The 19315-nt window shown below is 67.4% G+C and carries 16 protein-coding genes and 1 pseudogene; 6 read left to right on the top strand and 11 right to left on the bottom strand.

Annotation, left to right across the window (positions count from 1 at the left end; translation table 11 throughout):
- Positions 1–342: 342 nt before the first annotated feature.
- Positions 343–2274 (bottom strand): VanW family protein, encoded by a 1932-nt coding sequence (locus ACWIFB_RS13230; protein ID WP_454058490.1) that lies wholly within the window; start codon positions 2272–2274, stop codon positions 343–345.
- Between the two features lie 247 nt (positions 2275–2521).
- Positions 2522–3835: an acetyl-CoA C-acetyltransferase gene (locus ACWIFB_RS13235; protein WP_454058491.1), complete on the bottom strand. Its 1314-nt coding sequence runs from the start codon at positions 3833–3835 to the stop codon at positions 2522–2524.
- 125 nt (positions 3836–3960) lie between these two features.
- Here ACWIFB_RS13235 and ACWIFB_RS13240 point away from each other — a divergent pair, with 125 nt between their 5' ends.
- From ACWIFB_RS13240 to ACWIFB_RS13250, 3 genes are all read left to right on the top strand, one after another.
- Complete coding sequence (locus ACWIFB_RS13240; RefSeq protein ID WP_454058492.1) at positions 3961–5310, top strand: 3-oxoacyl-ACP reductase; 1350 nt, start codon at positions 3961–3963, stop codon at positions 5308–5310.
- 6 nt (positions 5311–5316) lie between these two features.
- Complete coding sequence (locus tag ACWIFB_RS13245; RefSeq protein ID WP_452101032.1) at positions 5317–6225, top strand: MaoC family dehydratase; 909 nt, start codon at positions 5317–5319, stop codon at positions 6223–6225.
- 272 nt (positions 6226–6497) lie between these two features.
- Positions 6498–6764 (top strand): helix-turn-helix domain-containing protein, encoded by a 267-nt coding sequence (locus tag ACWIFB_RS13250; RefSeq protein WP_394277812.1) that lies wholly within the window; start codon positions 6498–6500, stop codon positions 6762–6764.
- A 20-nt stretch (positions 6765–6784) separates the two neighbouring features.
- On the opposite strand, the gene ACWIFB_RS13255 is transcribed toward ACWIFB_RS13250, so the two are convergent.
- The 7 genes and pseudogenes from ACWIFB_RS13255 to arsB all read right to left on the bottom strand — a co-directional run bounded on the left by ACWIFB_RS13255 (position 6785) and on the right by arsB (position 12969).
- On the bottom strand, positions 6785–7795 hold the full coding sequence (locus ACWIFB_RS13255) for an ArsO family NAD(P)H-dependent flavin-containing monooxygenase (RefSeq protein WP_454058500.1): 1011 nt from the start codon (positions 7793–7795) through the stop codon (positions 6785–6787).
- Between the two features lie 16 nt (positions 7796–7811).
- Positions 7812–8975, bottom strand: coding sequence for an MFS transporter (locus ACWIFB_RS13260; protein ID WP_454058493.1), 1164 nt, complete (start codon positions 8973–8975; stop codon positions 7812–7814).
- A 66-nt stretch (positions 8976–9041) separates the two neighbouring features.
- Positions 9042–9671, bottom strand: a complete 630-nt coding sequence (locus ACWIFB_RS13265) for an arsenate reductase ArsC (protein ID WP_454058494.1) — start codon at positions 9669–9671, stop codon at positions 9042–9044.
- Positions 9672–9683: 12 nt separating this feature from the next.
- Positions 9684–11024, bottom strand: a complete 1341-nt coding sequence (locus tag ACWIFB_RS13270) for an FAD-dependent oxidoreductase (protein WP_017838565.1) — start codon at positions 11022–11024, stop codon at positions 9684–9686.
- Complete coding sequence (locus ACWIFB_RS13275) at positions 11021–11419, bottom strand: arsenate reductase ArsC (protein WP_425647215.1); 399 nt, start codon at positions 11417–11419, stop codon at positions 11021–11023. The genes ACWIFB_RS13270 and ACWIFB_RS13275 overlap by 4 nt, the downstream gene beginning before the upstream one ends.
- A 39-nt stretch (positions 11420–11458) precedes the next feature.
- Positions 11459–11845 (bottom strand): annotated as a pseudogene (locus ACWIFB_RS13280) (arsenate-mycothiol transferase ArsC); the annotation flags it as partial.
- Positions 11842–12969 (bottom strand): ACR3 family arsenite efflux transporter, encoded by a 1128-nt coding sequence (arsB, locus tag ACWIFB_RS13285; protein ID WP_454058495.1) that lies wholly within the window; start codon positions 12967–12969, stop codon positions 11842–11844. The pseudogene ACWIFB_RS13280 and the gene arsB, both read right to left, overlap by 4 nt.
- 100 nt (positions 12970–13069) lie before the next feature.
- Between arsB and ACWIFB_RS13290 the strand changes: the two genes are divergently transcribed.
- Positions 13070–13420 carry a metalloregulator ArsR/SmtB family transcription factor gene (locus ACWIFB_RS13290; RefSeq protein WP_042330399.1) on the top strand — a complete coding sequence of 117 codons (351 nt, stop codon included), beginning with the start codon at positions 13070–13072 and terminating at the stop codon, positions 13418–13420.
- 247 nt (positions 13421–13667) lie between these two features.
- Here ACWIFB_RS13290 and ACWIFB_RS13295 read toward each other — a convergent pair whose 3' ends face one another.
- The gene (locus tag ACWIFB_RS13295) at positions 13668–14006 is read right to left on the bottom strand and encodes a hypothetical protein (protein ID WP_335673440.1); all 339 of its coding nucleotides are present in this window, start codon (positions 14004–14006) and stop codon (positions 13668–13670) included.
- Positions 14007–14219: 213 nt separating this feature from the next.
- A complete protein-coding gene (locus tag ACWIFB_RS13300; RefSeq protein WP_454058496.1) occupies positions 14220–14885 on the bottom strand; it encodes a hypothetical protein in 666 nt (221 codons plus the stop codon).
- Between the two features lie 1760 nt (positions 14886–16645).
- On the opposite strand from ACWIFB_RS13300, the gene ACWIFB_RS13305 reads away from it, so the two are divergent.
- Both ACWIFB_RS13305 and ACWIFB_RS13310 read left to right on the top strand, forming a co-directional pair.
- Complete coding sequence (locus ACWIFB_RS13305) at positions 16646–18244, top strand: TROVE domain-containing protein (RefSeq protein WP_454058497.1); 1599 nt, start codon at positions 16646–16648, stop codon at positions 18242–18244.
- A 163-nt stretch (positions 18245–18407) separates the two neighbouring features.
- Entirely contained in the window at positions 18408–19034 is a 627-nt protein-coding gene (locus ACWIFB_RS13310) for a hypothetical protein (RefSeq protein WP_454058498.1), read from the top strand.
- Positions 19035–19315: the final 281 nt, after the last annotated feature.

A 19315-nucleotide genomic window follows, 5' to 3' on the forward strand; every position in this document is an offset into this window, starting at 1 on the left:
GGCCGCCACTCAGCTCGCCCACTCAGCTCACCCCGTCCGCATCCGCCAGCGCCCCAGAGCCGCCAGCCCCCGCCCCGCGCGCGGCCCGTCACCGGCAACCCCCAACCCCGCCCCGCCCCGCCCCGCCCAGTGGTTGCAAGACATCCCATCCCGGCTGCACGACGAATGGCGCGGAATCCACGCCGAAGATCGCACCTGTTGTCAGGCAACTCGCGACGCCTGTCTTGCAACCGCGGGGCTCGGGTCCTGCAACGGCGGGTTGCTCGGTCGGGGCGAGGCGTACGGGAGCGGGGCGTAAGGGGCGCGGGGCGTAAGGGGGTGGGCGTACGAGGCCGGGCGCGGTCAGTTGCCGGGGAGCCCGGGGATGCCGGGGAGTTCGATGCGCGGCAGCCCCGGGATCTCGAGAGCCGGCGGTCCCGGCGGAGGGGCGTCCTCGCCGGGTGCGGGGGGTGCGTCGTCTCCCCGGCACTCGATCCGGTCGCGGGGCGGGTACGTCGAGGAGAAGCTGTCCGAGCTGACCCGGTCGTTTCCGCGCATCACCACCCGCGTGATGCTGACGGTGAAGCCGTCCTCACCCGCGGACGGGGTACAGCCGGCCGTGGTGACGACCCGGGTCCGCGGCGGCTGGATGTTGGTGCGCGGGGAGGTCGAGATGCGCACGTCGTACTCGGGCGTGCCCCAGAGGCGGACGGTCACCGAGCTCGCGCTCGCGGAGGCGTCGATCACCAGGGCGGTGCCCTGCGCGTTGCGGAATCCCACGTCCGCCGCGGCGGTGGCGTCGCGGCCGACCGGGAAGGCGTCACTGTCGACGCCCCTGGGCGTCCGCTGGATGTCCTGGGCGCCGGCCTGCAGTGCGGCATTGAACAGGGCGGTGGCCACGGCGTCCGCGGAGGTGTCCCCGGACGCGGTTCCGGCCACCGCCTCCATGGAGAAGCTCTCGCCGGCGGGAATGAAGTGCCCGGCCAGTTCCGCGATCATCGACTGCGCCTGGCCGTTCGCGCCCACCGCGACGGTGAACTCGCCGACGGGTGCCCGGATCCCGGCCTTCTCGGCGTCCGCTGTGCTGAGCTCCGGGTCGCGGCCGACGTAGCTGACGGGCATGACGCGCGGACCCTCAAGATCGGTGAGCTGACCCGGCAGCGCCCCGAGGAGCGGACCCCACTCGATGGTGCGCCCCTGGACGGCGGGCACGACCGTGGCCGTGTCGCCGCTGAACGAGAAGGTGGCGTCTCGGCCCTCCTGCTCGGTCTCCTCCAGCAGGGGCTCGAGGATCCCCTTGGCGGCATCGGCGTCGAAGCGTGGCTCGAGCACGGCACCCTCGCGGACGAAGGACAGGTACTCGCCGATCCGGTCCCTCGGGAACTCGACCGGCACGGCATCGGGGTCGTCGCGGACCACCATCTCGATCTCACGCTCGGACGGGTTGGCGCGCGGCTGACCCGGGGCGGGCGGCGGTACCGGCATCCGGGTGGGGATGGTCTCGGTGGGCGGCTCGGCGCCGTCGGGCCGCAGCCGCGAGGCCAACAGCGTCACATCGCGGGACGCGGCGGGCTCGGCCACCTCGCGGATGAGCGCACGCACCTCGTCGGCGTCGGTCTCGGTCGGCGTGAACTCGACCGGCAGGTCCACCCCGTCCTCGTTGAGCCAGTTCTCCAGCACCGCGTCGCGCGAGTTCTCGATCTCCAGGCGCTGTCCGTCCAGCGGGATCGCCGAGCGGACCTTCGCCTGGTCGAACCAGATCGCGCCCTCGCGGGGTTCGAAGTCGGCCTGCAGTGCCAGGCGCTCGAGGAAGTTGGTGAGGCGCTCGTCCGGGATGACGCTCGCGATCCCCACGTCGCGGGTCCAGACGAGGCTGATCAGGCGGGTGAACGGGTTGAGCGGTTGCTCGCCCGCGCGGTCGAGGGTGCCCTGCCAGTCGACGGACAAGCCGACCGCCCGGGGGTCGAGTGTCGTCGACACCACGCCGGCGCGCAGGTCCACCTCCTCGTCGACCCGCGGCCCCAACTCCGTGATCAGGCGCTGTTCGGCGTCGACGGTGCGCATCCCACCGACGTTGATCCCCGCGACCTCGGTCCCCCGCGGCACGCGGCCGATGCTGTTGACCAGGTCGAACCCGTACAGCACCGCCAGTCCCATGAAGATCCCGACGGCGGTGTAGATCCAGCGTGACCGCACCCGGTATCGGCGGCGATCGGACGCAGCCGGACGAGGGGCCGCACCCTCGATCTCGACGGGGCGGGCCGGGCCGCCGTCGTGGGTGGTGGAATCGTCCACGCGCTCTCACGCTCCTCACGGGTGGCGGCACCGGCCCGGCGGGCCGCCGAAACCGGTCCTTGTGGGATGCCCCACCCGAACCACTGGGTCCACTATGGCGGACCGGTACCGATGAGTGCAGCCCCCGCGCCGGACGCGGGGGCTGCACTCACTCACGGGATCAGCCCGTGACCTGTTGGATCGAGGATACGTTTATCTGACGGCGGACGGGCCCGACGTGCCGGGCCGCGTCGGATCCGCCGCGGCGTCAGCGCTCGACGATCGCGGTGACGCCCTGGCCACCGGCGGCGCAGATGGAGATGAGCGCGCGGCCCGACCCCTTCTCCTCGAGCAGCTTGGCGGTGGCGGCCAGGATGCGCGCACCGGTCGCGGCGAACGGGTGGCCGGCCGCCAGCGAGGAGCCGTTGACGTTGAGCTTGCTGCGGTCGATCGAGCCCAGTGCGGAGTCCAGGCCGAGACGCTCGGTGCAGTACTCCTCGGACTCCCAGGCCGCGAGCGTGGCCAGGACCTGCGAGGCGAAGGCCTCGTGGATCTCGTAGAAGTCGAAGTCCTGCAGGGTCAGGCCGTTGCGCTCGAGCAGGCGCGGCACCGCGTAGGTCGGGGCCATGAGCAGGCCGTCCGGGGTGCGGCCGTCGTGACCGTGGATGAAGTCGACCGCGGCGGTCTCGGAGTCCACCAGGTAGGCACGGACCGGGAGCTTGTTCTCCTTGGCCCACTCCTCGCTGGCCAGCAGCACCGCGGAGGCACCGTCGGTGAGCGGGGTGGAGTTGCCGGCCGTCATGGTGGCCTCGGTGCCGTGGGCCTCGGCGTCACGCTTGCCGAAGACGGGCTTGAGCTTGGCCAGCTTCTCGGCCGAGGAGTCGGGGCGCAGGTTGTCGTCGCGCTGCACGCCCAGGTACGGGGTGACCAGGTCGTCCTGGAAGCCAGAGTCGTAGGAGGCGGCGAGGTTCTTGTGGCTCTCCGCGGCCAGGGCGTCCTGGTCCTCGCGGGAGACGCCGAGCTCGCGGGCGGTGATGGCGGCGTGCTCGCCCATCGACAGGCCGGTGCGCGGCTCGGCGTTCTGCGGCTGCTCGGGGACGATCGCCTGCGGGCGGATGTCACCGAGAAGCTTGATCCGGTCAAGGTTGGTCTTGGCGGCGGAGACCTTGATGAGGATCTTGCGCAGGTCGTCATTGACGGCGAGCGGGGCATCCGAGGTGGTGTCGGAGCCGCCGGCGATACCGGAGTCGATACGGCCCATGGCGATCTGGTCGCCGATCTGAATGGCGGTGGCCAGGCCGGTGCCGCAGGCCTGCTGCACGTCGTAGGCCGGGGTGGAGGAGTCGAGCACGGAGCCGATGACCGACTCACGAGTGAGGTTGAAGTCACGGGCGTGCTTGAGCACGGCGCCGGCGGCGACGGCGCCGAGGCGCTTGCCCTGCAGGTTGTAGCGGGCGGCCAGGCCGTCGATCGTGGCAGTGAGCATGTCCTGGTTGGAGGCGTCCGCGTACTTGCCGTTCGAGCGCGCGAAGGGGACTCGGTTGCCGCCGACGATGGCGACCTTGCGGGGGCTGGTGGTCACGTGTGTCACTCCCGTTTTTCTTCTCGGTATCCGTTGGCCCAAAGCGCGGCCCAACGAGTATTGTTACTCGGGAGTAAGTTACTTGTCGACCCCGCACTACCGAAACTCCCCAGGAGATGATCGCCATGGCACAGGGCAACCTCGACCTCTACTCCCAGTTCGTCACCTCGGCCCCCGGGTCATTCATCGCCGGCAAGGTCGGTCTCCCGCAGCCAGAGCAGCTCCGCCGCCACGAGGTGGGCCAGCCCGCGCTCCACGGCCCGGTACTGGTCGGCGGTGAGGGTCGCCTCGTCGAGCCCGTGCGCGACATGCTGCAGGGCGACTACGAGATCGCCGGCGCGGACGCCGAGGGCAAGTTCGCCGGCCTGGTCTTCGACGCCACGGGCATCCGCTCCCCCGAGGAACTCAGCTCCCTGTTCGACTTCTTCAACCCCGTCGTGCGTCGCGTCGCCCCGAGCGGCCGAATCGTGGTGCTGGGCACCACCCCCGAGGAGACGGGCGCGGTCGACGAGCGCATCGCCCAGCGCGCGCTCGAGGGCTTCACCCGGTCGCTCGGCAAGGAGATGAAGCGCGGCGCCACCGTGCAGCTGGTGTACGTGTCCGCGGATGCCGACACCGGCGCCTCGGGCCTGGAGTCCACCCTTCGCTTCATCCTGTCCGGCAAGTCGGCCTACGTCGACGGCCAGGTGTTCACCGTGGGCGCCGGCGCAGCGAGCGCCCCCGCCTCGTGGGACCGTCCGCTCGAGGGCAAGGTCGCCGTCGTCACCGGCGCGGCCCGGGGTATCGGTGCCGAGATCGCGGCGGTCCTGTCGCGCGACGGCGCGCACGTGATCTGCTGCGACATCCCGGCCGCCGGCGAGTCGCTCGCGGCCACCGCCAACAAGGTCGGCGGCACCTCCTTGCCGCTGGACGTCACGGCCGCCGACGCCGCCGAGGTCCTGGCCCAGCACGTCAAGGACCGTCACGACGGCACGATCGACATCCTGGTCCACAATGCCGGTATCACCCGCGACAAGACCCTGGCCGGCATGGACGCCGCCCGCTGGGACTCGGTCATGTCCGTCAACCTGATCGCCCCCGAGCGCATCACCGCCGAGCTCGCCGAGAATGGCGTGCTGGGCGAGGGCTCGCGCGTGGTGGGCGTGTCCTCGATGGCCGGCATCGCCGGTAACCGCGGCCAGACCAACTACGCCGCGTCCAAGGCCGGCGTGATCGGCTTCGTCGACGGCGCCTCCACCGAGCTGGCGTCCAAGAAGGTCACGGTCAACGCCGTGGCCCCGGGCTTCATCGAGACCCAGATGACCGCCGCGATCCCCTTCGCCACGCGCGAGGCCGGCCGCCGTATGAACTCGATGCAGCAGGGTGGCCTCCCGGTCGACGTGGCCGAGACGATCGCCTACTTCGCCAGCCCCGCCTCCTCCGCGGTCACGGGCAACGTGATCCGCGTGTGTGGCCAGTCGCTGCTGGGCGCGTGATCTGACATGGAGTACAGGAAGCTCCCCGGGATCCCCAACCTGCTGTCGCAGTACGGCAGGGCCGCGCTCGGCTCGGTGCCCGTCGTGGGTGGCAGCCGTGACGCCACGTCGCTGCCTGCGAAGGGCGTCGAGGTGTCGGGTGTGAAGGTCGACGTGGCCAACCTCGCCGCGTACACCCGCGTCTGCGGCCTGCGCCTGAGCGACGCCCTACCGCTGACGTACCCGTTCACGCTGTCGTTCCCGTTGACGATGCAGCTCATGCTGGACCCGGGTTTCCCGTTCCCGGCCATGGGGTCGGTGCACCTGCTCAACGAGATCTCCTCCCGCCGCGCCCTGCGCGTCGGTGACGAGCTGTCCATCCGGTCGCACGCCGAGAACCTGCGCGAGCACCCGTCGGGGCTGCTGGTGGAAGTGGTCACGGAGATCCGGACGGGCGACGACGACGAGCCCGCGTGGCTCCAGCGTTCCAGCATGCTGTCCAAGCGCCGGACGTCCCTGACCCCGGCCAAGGACGCGCCGCGTCCGCCGCGGCCCGAGCCGCCGACCGCCGAGGAGATCGGCGATCCCACGGTGGTCAAGTCCGTCACCGAGGCGCAGATCGCGGAGTACGCGTCCGTCTCGGGTGACCGCAACCCGATCCACGTCTCCGGTCTGGGCGCCAAGGCGTTCGGCTTCCCGAACGTGATCGCCCACGGCATGTGGACGGCGGCGACGCTGCTCGGATCGGTCGAGGGCGAGATCCCGGAGCGGGCCCGCTACTCGGTCGAGTTCGGCAAGCCCGTGGTCCTGCCGGCCAAGCTGGGCGTCTACGCCCGGCGTGCGGTGGCCGCAGGCGATCCGGCCTGGACGATCACCGCGCGCAATCCCCGCAAGCTGGGCACCGTGCACGCCACGGCGACGCTCGAGGAGCTCTAGCCTCACTCCACTCGCGGTTTCCACACTGAACCCCGGTCATCTGCTGGCTCATCCGGCAGGTGGCCGGGGTTTCTGTCGGTTACCAAACGGGCATTGCACCCTGGTGCGCCATCGGCCAACCACGCCACGATCTGGCCCGACGACGAGGCCAAGAAACCCTTCCCCACCAGCCGGGACACCCACGCCGGTAACTTATATTCTGTAAAGTTACCCTTGCCGGAACGGTTAACTACCCCTTGACGGTACCCGTGGCGCACGCGGACACTCAGAGCATGGAGACCCCTCGCCTGGTCGAGCTCATCGACGCCCACAAACGCGCCTACGGCGTCGGCGAGTCCGAGCTAGCCCGCCGAATCGGGATCACCCGCCAGAATCTGCACCTATGGCGCACCCGCGGACTGCGCGGCCTGCCAGCCCGAACGACCCTCGACGGCATGGCTACCGAACTGCATCTTCCGTATATCCGGGTTCTCGAGGCGGCCTTGCGCGATGTCGGCTACCTCGACGACACCGACGGATTATCAGGCGTACCGGCATGACCGCCCCTTGGTGGCTGCGCCTATTTCACGGTTCTGCCAACTGATGCGGCGATTCTCCGGGCAGCCTGTTTGGCATAGGGCCCCACACCGGTGATCGTTGCCGCTCCGGGGCCGGTCCAGTCGCCGTAGCCGACCACATGGAGTCCCGGATGCTTTGGTCGACCGTGGTCGAGCAGTCGGCGTATCGGCCCGATCGCGGGGCGAAAACCCGTGCACCAGATCAGGTGCTCGGCGTCGATCTCATCCAGTGAGGTGAACATCGGTGTGGCCTGCAGCCGTCCGGTGTCGCGGGCGCGGCGCACCTCGGGCAGGACGACGATGTCTCCTAAGGCTGAGTCTGTCCCGGGGTCGGGCTCCCCGCGCTGCAGGGCAAGGGCACGTAGTCGGTTGCGGCGAAACAGTACTCGTCCATCGACCTCATCGGGCATCCAGCGTGGTGGCTGACGGGTGTACCAGGTCACCTTGGCGACGCTTGTGAGTTCTGCGGCGATCTGGGCGCCGGAGTTCGCGCCGCCCACGACCGCGACCGTGGTACTTCGAAAGGGAGTGGCACCGGGGTAGTTGGCGGAATGCCACTGCGTGCCGGCGAAGGTTCCTGGGTAGGAGGGAACAAAGGGGGCGGACCACGTCCCGGTGGCCGCGACCACGTTCTCGGTTGTCCACGACTTAGTTCCCGCCCGAACGTGGTAGATGCCGTCCTCGTACGTCACCTCATCGACCGCGACGCGGCGCTGGACCGGAATCCGGTAGCGCTGTTCGTAGGCAGCGAGATAGTCCACGACATGGGAGGCCGGTGGAAACCCGTCATAAGGGGGCATCGGCCAGCCCGGCAGGTTGGAGAACTCGGCGGTGGAGAACAGTCGCAGGGACGGCCATACGTGCAACCATGCCCCGCCGGGGTTGGGTTGATCATCTAGAACGAGGATGTCCACGCCTGCCCGCAGCAGGTAGTAGGCGGTGGCCAGGCCTGCTTGCCCGCCGCCGATGATGATTGCCTCGCAGTGATCTGCGGGGCGGGATGTGGCACAAATGGTGGTCAGCTCCTGTTCACGTTCGGGCACTTAGTGCTGCGGCCATGGTGAGCAGGACTGCCATGACGATCGCCATTGCGGGGTATCCCCCGACGAGGCTGGCCAATAGGGGTCCGGACACGGGCGCGAGTGCAGTGACGGCGGTCATCGGTGCGTTGAATAAGGCGTTGATGGCGCCGAAGTTTTGGGTGCCCCACCGGTCGGAGACGGCGGTGGCCTGAAGAAGGGTGTGGCAGCCGCGGGCCGCGCCCGTGCCGACGGCCAGAGCGATCAGTACCAAGGTCGGGCCGGGAATTGTCGCCAGACCCCACAGGCCGAGTGCGCCGGCGCCGAGGATCACCAGGGTGCGGTGTTGGGGTGTGGTTCTTCGGGTCAGTGATGGGTAGCCGAGCCGGCCGATGACTTGTCCTGCGCCCACCAGTCCGAAGGCCAGTGCTGCGGTCGAGTAGTCGATTCCTCGTTCCAGCAACAGCGGGATGAGGTTGATCGTGACGGCGAACAGCGTGAACGTGGCTACCGTCATCACTACTTGCAGGGTGAGGAATTGGCGGGTTCTGGTGACTTGGCGGATCTCGGTTCGGGACTGCTGCACGGTCGGCTCGCTGCCGGTGCCGGACCAGGTGGAGTTGAGAAAGAAGGCGTGCAGGGGCACAGATACGACGGCGAGGATGCCGGCCATGATGAGGTAGCTGGTGCGCCAACCAAACTGCTCGATCAGGTAGGCAGTGAGCGGGGCAAAGACAGTGGAGGACAGTCCGGCGACGAGTGTAAGCGTCATCAGGGGGCCGACTCGTCGCGGGCCGTACCAGCGAGTGATGACAGCGAACGCGGGCGGGTAGAGCACAGCCGATTGGGCTAAACCTGCCGCCAGCCAGGCCAGATAGAACAGGGGCAGGGTGGGCGACCACGCCACCAGTGCCAGCGCGGCCACCCCGATGACCGCTCCGAGGGTCATGACCGTGCGTGGACCGTGGGAATCCAGAACGGAGCCCACTTTCAGGCCCGCGATCGCCGAGACGAGCAGACCGGCTGACAGTGCCCCAGTGATGGCGGTGTCGCTCCAGCCGGTCTCCTGGGAGATCGGTGCGACTGCGGCGGGCAGGGAGTAGAACAGTAGGCCCCAACTGGTGGTCTGCGCGATACACAGCGCCGCGAGCCCGCCGCGGGGCCGGTCAGGCATATGCGGTTTCGCAGCTGCTGGGGACACCGGATCGAACGTAGTGTGTGGCCACTGGGTCGCGGTGGGTTACTTCTGAACCGTTGCCCACCAGGCGCGGACTCGCTCGTCGATGTCGTCGACGATCTGGTTAGCGACCTCGGGGCCCTGACCTGCGGGGTCTGCGAGGTCCCAGTCCAGATAGTTCTTGCCCGGATAGACGGGGCACGCATCGCCGCACCCCATGGTGATGACGTAGTCGGCAGCCCGCACCACGTCGTCCGTCAGCGGCTTCGGGAACGCCCCCGCCATGTCGATTCCGCGAGACTCCAGCGTCTCCACCACGTGGGGGTCGACCTCGCCAGCCGGCAGGGAACCGGCTGACCGGACCTCGACGCCGCTACCGGCGTAGTGCTTGAGCAGGGCCGCGGCAACCTGGGAGCGGCCGGCATTGTGGACACACACGAACAGCACTTGTGGGACGGTCGACTGGATCTTGCCCTGTGACAACGCCAGTGCACGGAGCCTGTCTGAGGCGAAGTTTCGGGCCAGCGCCGCGAGATACCGCTTGATCGTCGCCGTGCGAGCCAGCGCGGTGTAGGACTCGAAGACGTACCGCTCTATGGTCTCGGCCGAGAACATGCCCTCGTACGTTCGAGCGAGGTCATCGGCCGTGCGCTGCAGGACGTGGACGTCCAATTCGGGTGCGTCGATAGTCATGGCGGGGACCTTTCAGCAGCAGGAAGAGGTGGAGGTGGTGGCGCCGAGCGAGATCAGTTGTGGGGTTGCCGGTGCATCGCACGAGCCACCGAGGTCGGTGGAGCAGACTCCGGTCTCGGGCAGGTCGAGGTGCACATCATCGGCGGCGGCCCGGTCACCGGCGAGTGCGGCGGCGATGGAACGGACCTGCTCATAGCCGGTGGCCATGAGGAACGTTGGTGCCCGGCCGTAGCTTTTCATTCCCACGATGTAGAAGCCGGTCTCGGGATGCGCCAGCAGGCTCTCGCCGTGCGGTGCCACGCTTCCGCAGGAGTGGAACTCCGGATCGATCAGCGGCCCGAGCTGATACGGAGCGTCCACGGCCGGGTCGAGAGCGAGCCGAAGCTCGGACAGGATGGACAGGTCGGGGCGGAATCCGGTGGCCGGGACGAGTAGGTCCACCTCGAGTCGAGTGGGACCCTGTGGGGTGCTGGCGTGCACGGTCAGATTGTCGGTCTTCGGGGTGAATTCGTTGATGGTGAAGGAGGTGTGGACCTCGATCACTCCGGACTCGACGGCTTCGCGCAGGCGGGTGCCGAGCGCTCCGCGGGCCGCCAGTTCATCGCGGTCCTCGCCTCCGTAGACGCTCGACACCTCAGGGGTGCGCACCGCCCAGCTGATCCGCGTTGCAGGGTCCTGCTTCGCGAGGTCAACCAGGTCGAGCAGGGTGTTGGCGGCCGAGTGTCCGGCCCCCACGACCAGGACGTGACGTCCGGCGAAACGGTCGCGCTCTGACCCGGTCACGGCCGGAAGCGGCGCGGTGATCAGGCCCTTGTCGATCGCCGCGTTCTCACCGGGTGCGGGTAGACCGGAGCGGCCGAGCGGATTGGGCTGGCCCCAGGTTCCGGAGGCGTCGATGACGCTGCGGGCCCGCACATCGGTCACGGCGCCATCAGCGGCCTGGACTCGGACCAGGAACGGGGTCTGCTCGCGGCCCGCCGAGCGGGTCTTGTCGATTCCTTCTCTGGAAACCGCCACCACGCGGGCGCCGGTGCGGATGACATCGTCGCCCAGGAGCTTGGCGAGCGGGGCCAGGTAGTGCTTGATCAGCTCGTGCCCCGTGGGCAGAGCGTCCGGGTCGGGCTCGGTCCAGCCGGTGGGCTCGAGTAGGCGTCGGGCGGCGCTGTCGATGTCGTACTGCCAGGGCGAGAACAGGCGGGTGTGCCCCCACTGCTCGATAGCGGCGCCGATGGTGGCGCCGGCCTCGAGCACTAACGGGGTCAGACCCCGTTCTCGCAGGTGCGCGGCCGTGGCCAGCCCCACGGGGCCGGCGCCGATGACTACTACCGGAAGCTCGTTGAAGTTCGTGCTCATTGGGTGTTCTCCTTCGGTGCCAGTTCGGCGATCAGGGTGGTGATGCGCCGCTTGATGTCGTCGCGGATCGGGCGGACAGCGTCCTTGCCCTGACCGGCTGGATCGGCCAGTTCCCAGTCCTCGTACCGCTTTCCCGGGAAGACCGGGCAGGTGTCTCCGCAGCCCATCGTGATGACCACGTCGGCGGCCTTGACCGCGTCGGTGGTCAGCACCTTCGGTGTGGCGGTGGTGATGTCGATGCCTTCTTCTGCCATCACCTCCACCGCGACGGGATTGAGCTGCTCGGCTGGCTGCGAACCGGCGGAGAGGACCTCGATCCGGTCCCCCGCCAGATGCGAGAGGTAGCCGGCGGCCATCTGGGAACGCCCGGCATTGTGGACACAGACGAACAACACGCATGGCTTGCCATTGGTGATCTCTGCGAGCAGATCGCGTACTCGGTGGTCGATGTCGTCGCGGACCAACCGCATCCGCTCCATCCCCTCGATTCCGCGGGCGGAGGGCTCATCGGTATCCCACACCTCGATCGTGCCCGCCATCCCGTCGACCGGTTCGACCTGGGCTTCCTCTCCCAGAACGATCACGCGATCCACCCGCCGAAGCAGCTCGGAGTCGATGGCCGTGGGTGTCTGGTCGGACATGTCGGCGCCGAGCTCGGCGACCGCTTCCGCGGCTAGGGCGTTGACCGCGGAACCGGGCCGGGTGCCCGCGGAGTGGACCTCGATCGCCTCCCCGGCGTGCAGGCGCATGAGCGCGGCCGCCATCTGGGACTTGCCGCCGTTCTTGACGCACACGAACAACACGCTGGGAGTGCTGGTCATGACCGGGCTCCTTCGGTGTTGCGGGCCGGGTCCGTGCGAGGTGGCGGAAGGGTTGGATCTCCCGGGAACAGTCGGGGGCCAGCCCAGAGCGCGACGTAGACGAGCCCGATCAGAACAGGAACCTCGATCAGCGGGCCGACCACACCCGCCAGGGCCTGGCCCGAGGCGATACCGAAGGTGCCGATCGACACCGCGATCGCGAGTTCGAAGTTGTTACCCGAGGCGGTGAAGGCGACGCTGGTCGACTTGGCGTAGTTCAGCCCCACCGCCTTGGAGACGAACCAGCTGAAGAAGAACATCAGGACGAAGTACAGCAGTAGCGGCACGGCCATCCGGGCCACATCCAGCGGCTGCGAGGTTATCGCCTCGCCCTGCATGGCGAACAGCAACACGATGGTGAACAGCAACCCGTACAGCGCCCACGGGCCGATCCGGGGAAGGAAGGTCTCCTCGTACCAGTGCCGTCCTTTCGCCCTCTCCCCCAACACGCGGGTGAGGAAACCGGCCAGCAGGGGGATGCCGAGGAAGACCAGCACGGAGATCACGATGGACCACACGGAGAACTGCGCTGAGGTGGTCTCCAACCCCAGCCAGGAGGGGAGCAGCTGCAGGTAGAACCAGCCCAGGGCGCCGAACGCCACGACCTGGAACACCGAGTTGATCGCCACCAGTACCGCGGCGGCCTCCCGGTCCCCGCACGCCAGGTCGTTCCAGATGAACACCATCGCGATGCACCGGGCGAGTCCCACGATGATCAACCCGGTACGAAACTCGGGAAGATCCGGCAAGAAAATCCACGCCAACGCGAACATGAATGCCGGCCCGAGGATCCAGTTCAAAATCAGCGACAGCGTGAGGAGTTTGCGGTCGCCGGTCACCCTGTGGGTCTCGTCGTAGCGCACCTTCGCCAGGACCGGATACATCATCACCAGCAGGCCGATCGCGATCGGCACCGAGATGCCGCCGATCTTCACCGAGTCCAATGCGGCATCCAGGCCTGGGACGAAGCGCCCGAGCAGCAGGCCGGCGGCCATGGCCACGAGGATCCATGCGGCCAAGTAGCGGTCGAGAAACGACATCTTCTTGGCGACCGGCGCAACAGCCCGGGCTGTGGTGGTGCTCATTGGCACGAAACTCCCTCATATCGATGAACGTCTATGCTGGAGGCTATGCTCACATATCGGCATGTGTCAATGTATTGTTCAAGGTGAGGTGATCGAGGAAATGACTTCAGCAAACGACGTCCTTCCGACTCGGACGCAGAACGAGTGCTGCCCCCTGTCATCAGCTCCGATCACCGCCGAGACCGCAGATCAGATGGCGCGCACGCTCAAAGCACTGGCGGACCCGACACGCCTGCGACTGCTGTCCCACATCGCCGCGCAAGGCTGCGAGTCGGTGTGCGCGTGCGACTTACTCGACGTGGTCGACATCAGCCAGCCCACGATCAGCCACCACCTCAAGAAACTCGTCGACGCAGGACTCTTGACCCGAGACCAGCGCGGCAAGTGGGCACACTACTCAGTCGTGCACGAGACGTTCGTCGACCTACGCCGCTTCCTAGACTTGGCCTGAGGCCACCCGGAGCGGTAGCCGTTTCACCAGTAGGCAATCCGGCCGGAGTCGCTACGCGGACCACGCAGCTGCAGCCCGCGAAAGTGAGTCGCTGCCAGAATGCAGGTGGCTGGATGCCTACCCATCTATGGCACGTACACCACGGCCGGTAACCAGGTCTTATGTCAAGTTCCGGCCTGTTCCCCTGGGCTCCCACCCTGGTGACGTGGCCCGCTAGATAGTCGGACGCGCAGCGGGTGCGCACCACCTACGTGAGGTAGACGTCGGCGACTGCGACGATCAGCGCTGCCACCACGCCCACAGCGATGCCGGCGATCGCGGCTGCCACGGCAGAGCGCTCCCGCACGAAATAGCCGGCTCCGGCCCCCACGGCGCCGATAGCGGCCATGCCAGCGAAGAACGAGAACAGCGTCATGAACAGGACCATGCTGATTATCGCGCCGGGTACAGCCCCAAATCCGCCCTCGGTGCCTGCCAGGACCAACGGAAACTGCCAGACAAGGGCCGTCAGGCCAGCCGCCGCAGGAGCCGACAGCACCGCCCATCCTGCCCCAACCAGCACGCCTCGAACTGTCTGATCCCTCATGGCCAGACGCTAGAACACCGGCCACCACCAGCGCCCTGGAACCGCTCTGCTCGAGATTCCCGATGCGTGGCCCGGCCATGCGAAGACAGGTCGATACCGCACCCGGTGGTGACCGCGCCTACTGGAGCACGGGCGGACGCGCATCCCCCTGTGACTGTGACAGCTGCAGGCGCCAAATCCTTCTGCTGCGCCGCCGCCGCAGCGCCCCGGAGGTCACCATGTGTAGGAGTACTTCCACCACGAGTCGTCGATGTGCTCGAGCGTGTCGGACTCGCGACCTTCACCAGGTGTGGCCGGGGCACCGTTGCCGTCGCGGTAGATCCATCCGGAGACCTGGAAGAAGGACGTGTCGGCGTCGGACACTCTCACCTCGCCCGGAGTGCGAGCGTCCACTGAACGGATCTCGACTGCACCAACTTGCCGCGGCGGGTCGTAGGACTGGAAACCGCGCTCCGGTGGATCAGCACGGATTTGCGCCACGAGCGCGTCCATCTCGTCACGCGATTCAGTGAACCCGGGGGTCGGGAAAAACAGAACTACCGCGGTCGAGGCCAGAACAGAAACGACGGGGGCGACGATCCACCATGTCCAGCGTGCCCGGCGGGCCAGAGCCATCACCACAAGCGACAACCAGAACAGACCCAGCACACCCAACACCGGCACCGCGAAAATGGAGTAGATGAACACGTCGCCCTGCTCGATGTTCCGCCGGAGGAGAAAAGGATGGTCAGCAACAAGCATCACCGCTGGAAGAAACACCAGCACAACGACAACCGACAACGCGATCGCCACCCGCCGACTGGACCACCACGCGGTATCGACCGCGAGGAACCGCCGTCGCCGCCAAGGACCAGACCGCTGCGCGTAATCGACAGTCACATCACTCACGGTACGGCTGCGCAGCCACGAAACAGCTGATTCCACAATGGCGACCACGGTCGTGGAGCACCCGGCCCAGGCCCCGAGTCCCGCGCCGCGTCTACCACCGAAGGGCTCCGACACGACAACGGCGACGCCCACAGGGGGCGACATCCGGTAATTCGACGTTCTGTAAAGCTAAGGATGCCGGGGCAACGCTGCGATCGCGGAAGGCCACCCCTCGTCCACCAAAGTTGGCCTTGCAAACTAGTCCACCGGCGCGGCCAGCTATCTGCCGGGACCCGCTCGAAGTACTTCTCGGTACCCGACGGCTCCCAACAAGCTAACCCGGAACTCGAGCCTCTGGTTCTGCGCAGAGGATGCTGCATCACAGATCAAACCGTCAGACATTCGGCGAAGGTCGATCCGGACCATATCCGGGTCCTCGTAAACTGTCGTGACGAATTCCCCTCGGCTGCTCGAGACGTTTGCAGCCAAGATGACTTCGGCTCCCTGCACGGGCGTCCATGAAATCGGTTCGATTACTTCGAACCGAGCGGTCGGCGGAGCGCTCGTGAAACGAACCGTATCGACGGGTGGGGCCGGCGGGCGTGCATCCTCCAACCAGGGCTGTCCGCTCGCACGGTCGACCCTCAACGCACCGTCCCTGCCATCCTCGCCCGGCCCCGCCCAAGTGTGGCCACACAATTCGTGTTCCCGGACCCAAGTACTCCCAGCACTTAACCCAACCGCGACCAAGACGATGACCGCTAAAATCTTTACGATCGGACCGCGACGCGGTTGTGTCATGCGACCAGCCAGCCCTCGCCCTCGCAATAAGACCAGGCACTCATCGGTCCAGCATAGATCCCGAGCCACATCTTGCGGGCCCATGCGACGATAACGCGATGAAGTACCGGGGTGTGGGAGCGCTCGCATGGGCGGTGTCATGCCTGCTGGTGACCAGTTCCTGCACAACTGGACTGCCGTGGGCGCCGGCATCGCTGGCCGAGCGCACGACGAGCTCTCTTGACGCGGTCGGCGCCGACGTTGAGGACGCACTCGTGACGCAGGCCGGTGGGGGGCTGGACTCGGCGCACGCAGGCCCGGTTCACCACGTGCCGTGGCCAGGGTGGGTCCACCGGCCAGCAATACGACATCGGAGAACGGGGGCTCCCGTCGGTATTGTCTCAGGACTGGGATGTCGCCGTCGCCGTCGCGCGCTCTGCCGCTAACGCCCACGGTTACACCCGCGAGTCGATGAGCACTATATCGGGCACCCGACGGCACGTCTTCGCCGATGACGAAGGCAACACCGTCGAGATCCAGCTTCACCATCAATCAGGCTCGTTCTCGCTCTCTGCGGTCTCTGGGTGTCGAACCCAGTGGTGAGACCCCACCCAGCCACCGGCGCCCCGGAAGGACCAAGACCGCGCCCGCCGCCGGCGAGCGCACCGATCACCCTGCTCGCCCCGGCGGGACGCAACCAGGCCCACCTACTGCCCCGGGCGTAGGCGGCCGACCCGATGGGTAGTCAGGTCGGGCAGGAAAGCCCGACCCGAGGACCATGGGGCGTTAACATAAGGGGGAAGGTCTGGGGTCAGCATTTCGGCGCCGGGCCAACACGGTGGGGTGGCCTGATCGATAGACCAGCGCGATCATCCTGCCTTTGCAGGTCTTAGGGATGCGGGCCGGATTTCATCGGTTACCTTCTGTAAAAGTCCGGTGGGAGATCACACGCCCGCATCCCTTAACACCACGCCAGGCAATGGAGGTCTCGGATGGACATCCTTTCCGGCTTCAACTTCAGACGGACCGCGCAGCAGGACAAGGCCGATCCTCGGCAGGCCCGCAACAGTGCTGGCGGGTTCGCGTTCACCGTCACTCCCGAGATTCGGTTGCGGCGGTTCCTGGTTCTGGGCACCGAGGGGGGCACCTACTACGCCTCGGCTCGGGACCTGACCAAAGACAACGCCGATTTAGTAGTGGATTTTGCCCGCAACCGGCCACTTGATCTGGTCCGGGAGATTGTGGCGATCTCGCAGGCCGGGCGAGCTCCGAGGCAGAACCCGGCACTATTTGCTCTGGCGGCCGCGGCCTCCCTGGGCGATGACACCGGCCGCGCGGCAGCCCTTGAGGCACTGCCGGACGTGGCGCGCACCGGCACGCATCTGTTCCTGTTCGCTGGCTACGTTGAGCAGTTCCGCGGGTGGGGGCGTGGTCTTCGCCGAGCGGTGGGCAACTGGTACCTCACCCCTGCGGTCGACCAGGTCGCCTACCAGGCAATAAAGTACCGGCAGCGGCATGGATGGACGCACCGTGATCTGTTGCGCCTTGCCCACCCTGTCACCGGGGACGCCGAACGTCGTGGACTGTTCGACTACATCGTCCGCGGCACCGTCGATGCCGTACCGGCGATCGTCGAAGGATTCGAACGCGCTCAACACGCTGGCGCTGATATCCCCGCCCTTGTCCGTGAATACGGCTTGTCCTGGGAGATGTTGCCTGACTCGGCGCTGGGTCGGCCCGAGACCTGGGAGGCGCTACTTGATGCCGGGGTGCCGCAGACGGCGCTGCTTCGCCAGCTCCCCCGGTTGACCCGACTGGGCCTGCTCACACCGATGGGCTCTCGTACCGCTGCGGTCGCCGCGCAACTGACCGACGTCGACCGGCTCACCCGTGCTCGCGTGCACCCGATCTCTGTTCTGCTCGCGCAACGCACCTACGCCTCAGGCCGCAGCGCCCGCGGCGAGAGCGAATGGTCGCCGTCGGCGCCTATCGTCGACGCCCTCGACGCCGCCTTCTACGCAGCGTTCGAGGCGGTAGAACCCTCAAACACACGTCACCTGCTGGCATTGGACGTCTCCGGTTCGATGACGGCCCCCATCTCGGGAATGCCGCTCTCGGCCCGGGAAGCCTCCACAGCACTGGCCCTGGTTACGGCCGCAACCGAACCGGACCACCACATCGTGGGGTTCACCGGCCCGCAGACCTGGTTCGCCCGCGCACACACCGGGCTCAGTGAGTTGCCCATCAGTCCACGCCAACGCCTCGACGATGCACTTCGCGCAGTCAGTGACCTGCCCTTCGGGAGGACCGATTGCGCACTACCCATGACGTGGGCCCTGGAAAACCGCGTGGAGGTCGACGTCTTCACCGTGTATACCGACAACGAGACGTGGGCCGGACGAATCCACCCACATCAAGCGCTGCAGCAGTACCGACGCGAGATCAATCCACAGGCGCAGCTGATCGTGGTGGGCATGACCGCCACCGAGTTCACCATCGCCGACCCCACCGACGCGGGAATGCTGGATATCGCCGGATTCGACTCGGCCACCCCCTCACTGATCTCGGGCTTCGCCCGCGGCGACATCTGACACCGATCTCCCCTCGGATCTCGGCACCGGCTGGCGAGCACGGCTGCGCGTCGGCCCGAGGGCGTACGCCCCCGTCACACACGACTGCCCGACCCGATCGTCGCCACGCCGACGTCGCTGGCCGGGGGCGTCGGGACAATAAGAAGGACAACGAGGAGAAGCAATGGCTGAAGAGCTGCCGCAGGACTCTCTTGCGGCGCATTGGGGCCAGCTCGCCGTTCTCGGACTCCTGGCGTGGTTCCTCGGGGTAATCCCCGGAGCTCTAGCCGGAGCCGACGTCTGTCAACGGATCCACGAGCAGTACCGCGCTGCCTACGGCGTCACACCAGATGGGCTGGGATGCGCGGTGCCCGGTGCCACTTCGTGGGCACTGTCTACCGTCGTCATTTTTGCTCTGGCGGTGTGGTGGGGCTCCGGTCGAGGATTTCCGCCCGCAAGGCTTCGTCTCGGCCGGTCGATGCTCGGCGTTGCAGCAGCGTGGTTCGTCGTCCCCGCAGTGGCATTCCTCGTAGTCGGTACCCAACCTGACACCGAGGACAAGGCGTGGGTGCTCGGCGCCGGAATGGCCTACCTCATCGCCTCCCTCTCCGCAGGCATCGGCGCATGGCCCACAAGAAACCTGGCCAAGCCCGCCGCAGCATTTGCCACGCTTTTCGCTGCAGCTCCTCCGCTGCTCTATCTGGTGCACGAGGTGTTCGGCATTCTCGTAGCCGCGGTGCTCGCTGCGCCGGCTCTTGGCCTGGCATTCGCGGCCGCGCTGTCCTCGCCACGGTCAGCCAGCGTCGCTTGATGGGCGGGCAGAAACGGCGAGCAAGCGCCTGTGCGATCGTCCATCGCGATCTCGTGCGGGCACACGTTCGCCCTCCTGGGCCCCAGTGCCGCGGCTAAAACCAATCGTCCCATCTACCTACAGTATTTTAAGACACTCGACACCGCCCAGGACGGTGGCCGGTTTTGAGTCGTTTTCCTGGGCCTTCGGCCACCTACCCGCGTCTCACTAAGTCGTCTTGACGGGTTCTGTCGCAGGAGCCGCTTCGGTAGGGGTTTATGGGGCAGAATCAACACATGAGG

It is taken from the genome of Dietzia sp. NPDC055340, from assembly GCF_053645335.1.

What these genes read in the sequence shown, in the direction of transcription:
- ACWIFB_RS13240 (WP_454058492.1), top strand. Translation starts at nt 3,961, where the DNA reads ATGGCACAGGGCAACCTCGACCTCTACTCCCAGTTCGTCACCTCGGCC.
- ACWIFB_RS13245 (WP_452101032.1), top strand. Translation starts at nt 5,317, where the DNA reads ATGGAGTACAGGAAGCTCCCCGGGATCCCCAACCTGCTGTCGCAGTAC.
- ACWIFB_RS13250 (WP_394277812.1), top strand. Translation starts at nt 6,498, where the DNA reads ATGGAGACCCCTCGCCTGGTCGAGCTCATCGACGCCCACAAACGCGCC.
- ACWIFB_RS13260 (WP_454058493.1), bottom strand. Translation starts at nt 8,975, where the DNA reads ATGCCTGACCGGCCCCGCGGCGGGCTCGCGGCGCTGTGTATCGCGCAG.
- ACWIFB_RS13265 (WP_454058494.1), bottom strand. Translation starts at nt 9,671, where the DNA reads ATGACTATCGACGCACCCGAATTGGACGTCCACGTCCTGCAGCGCACG.
- ACWIFB_RS13270 (WP_017838565.1), bottom strand. Translation starts at nt 11,024, where the DNA reads ATGAGCACGAACTTCAACGAGCTTCCGGTAGTAGTCATCGGCGCCGGC.
- arsB (WP_454058495.1), bottom strand. Translation starts at nt 12,969, where the DNA reads ATGAGCACCACCACAGCCCGGGCTGTTGCGCCGGTCGCCAAGAAGATG.
- ACWIFB_RS13290 (WP_042330399.1), top strand. Translation starts at nt 13,070, where the DNA reads ATGACTTCAGCAAACGACGTCCTTCCGACTCGGACGCAGAACGAGTGC.
- ACWIFB_RS13295 (WP_335673440.1), bottom strand. Translation starts at nt 14,006, where the DNA reads ATGAGGGATCAGACAGTTCGAGGCGTGCTGGTTGGGGCAGGATGGGCG.
- ACWIFB_RS13305 (WP_454058497.1), top strand. Translation starts at nt 16,646, where the DNA reads ATGGACATCCTTTCCGGCTTCAACTTCAGACGGACCGCGCAGCAGGAC.
- ACWIFB_RS13310 (WP_454058498.1), top strand. Translation starts at nt 18,408, where the DNA reads ATGGCTGAAGAGCTGCCGCAGGACTCTCTTGCGGCGCATTGGGGCCAG.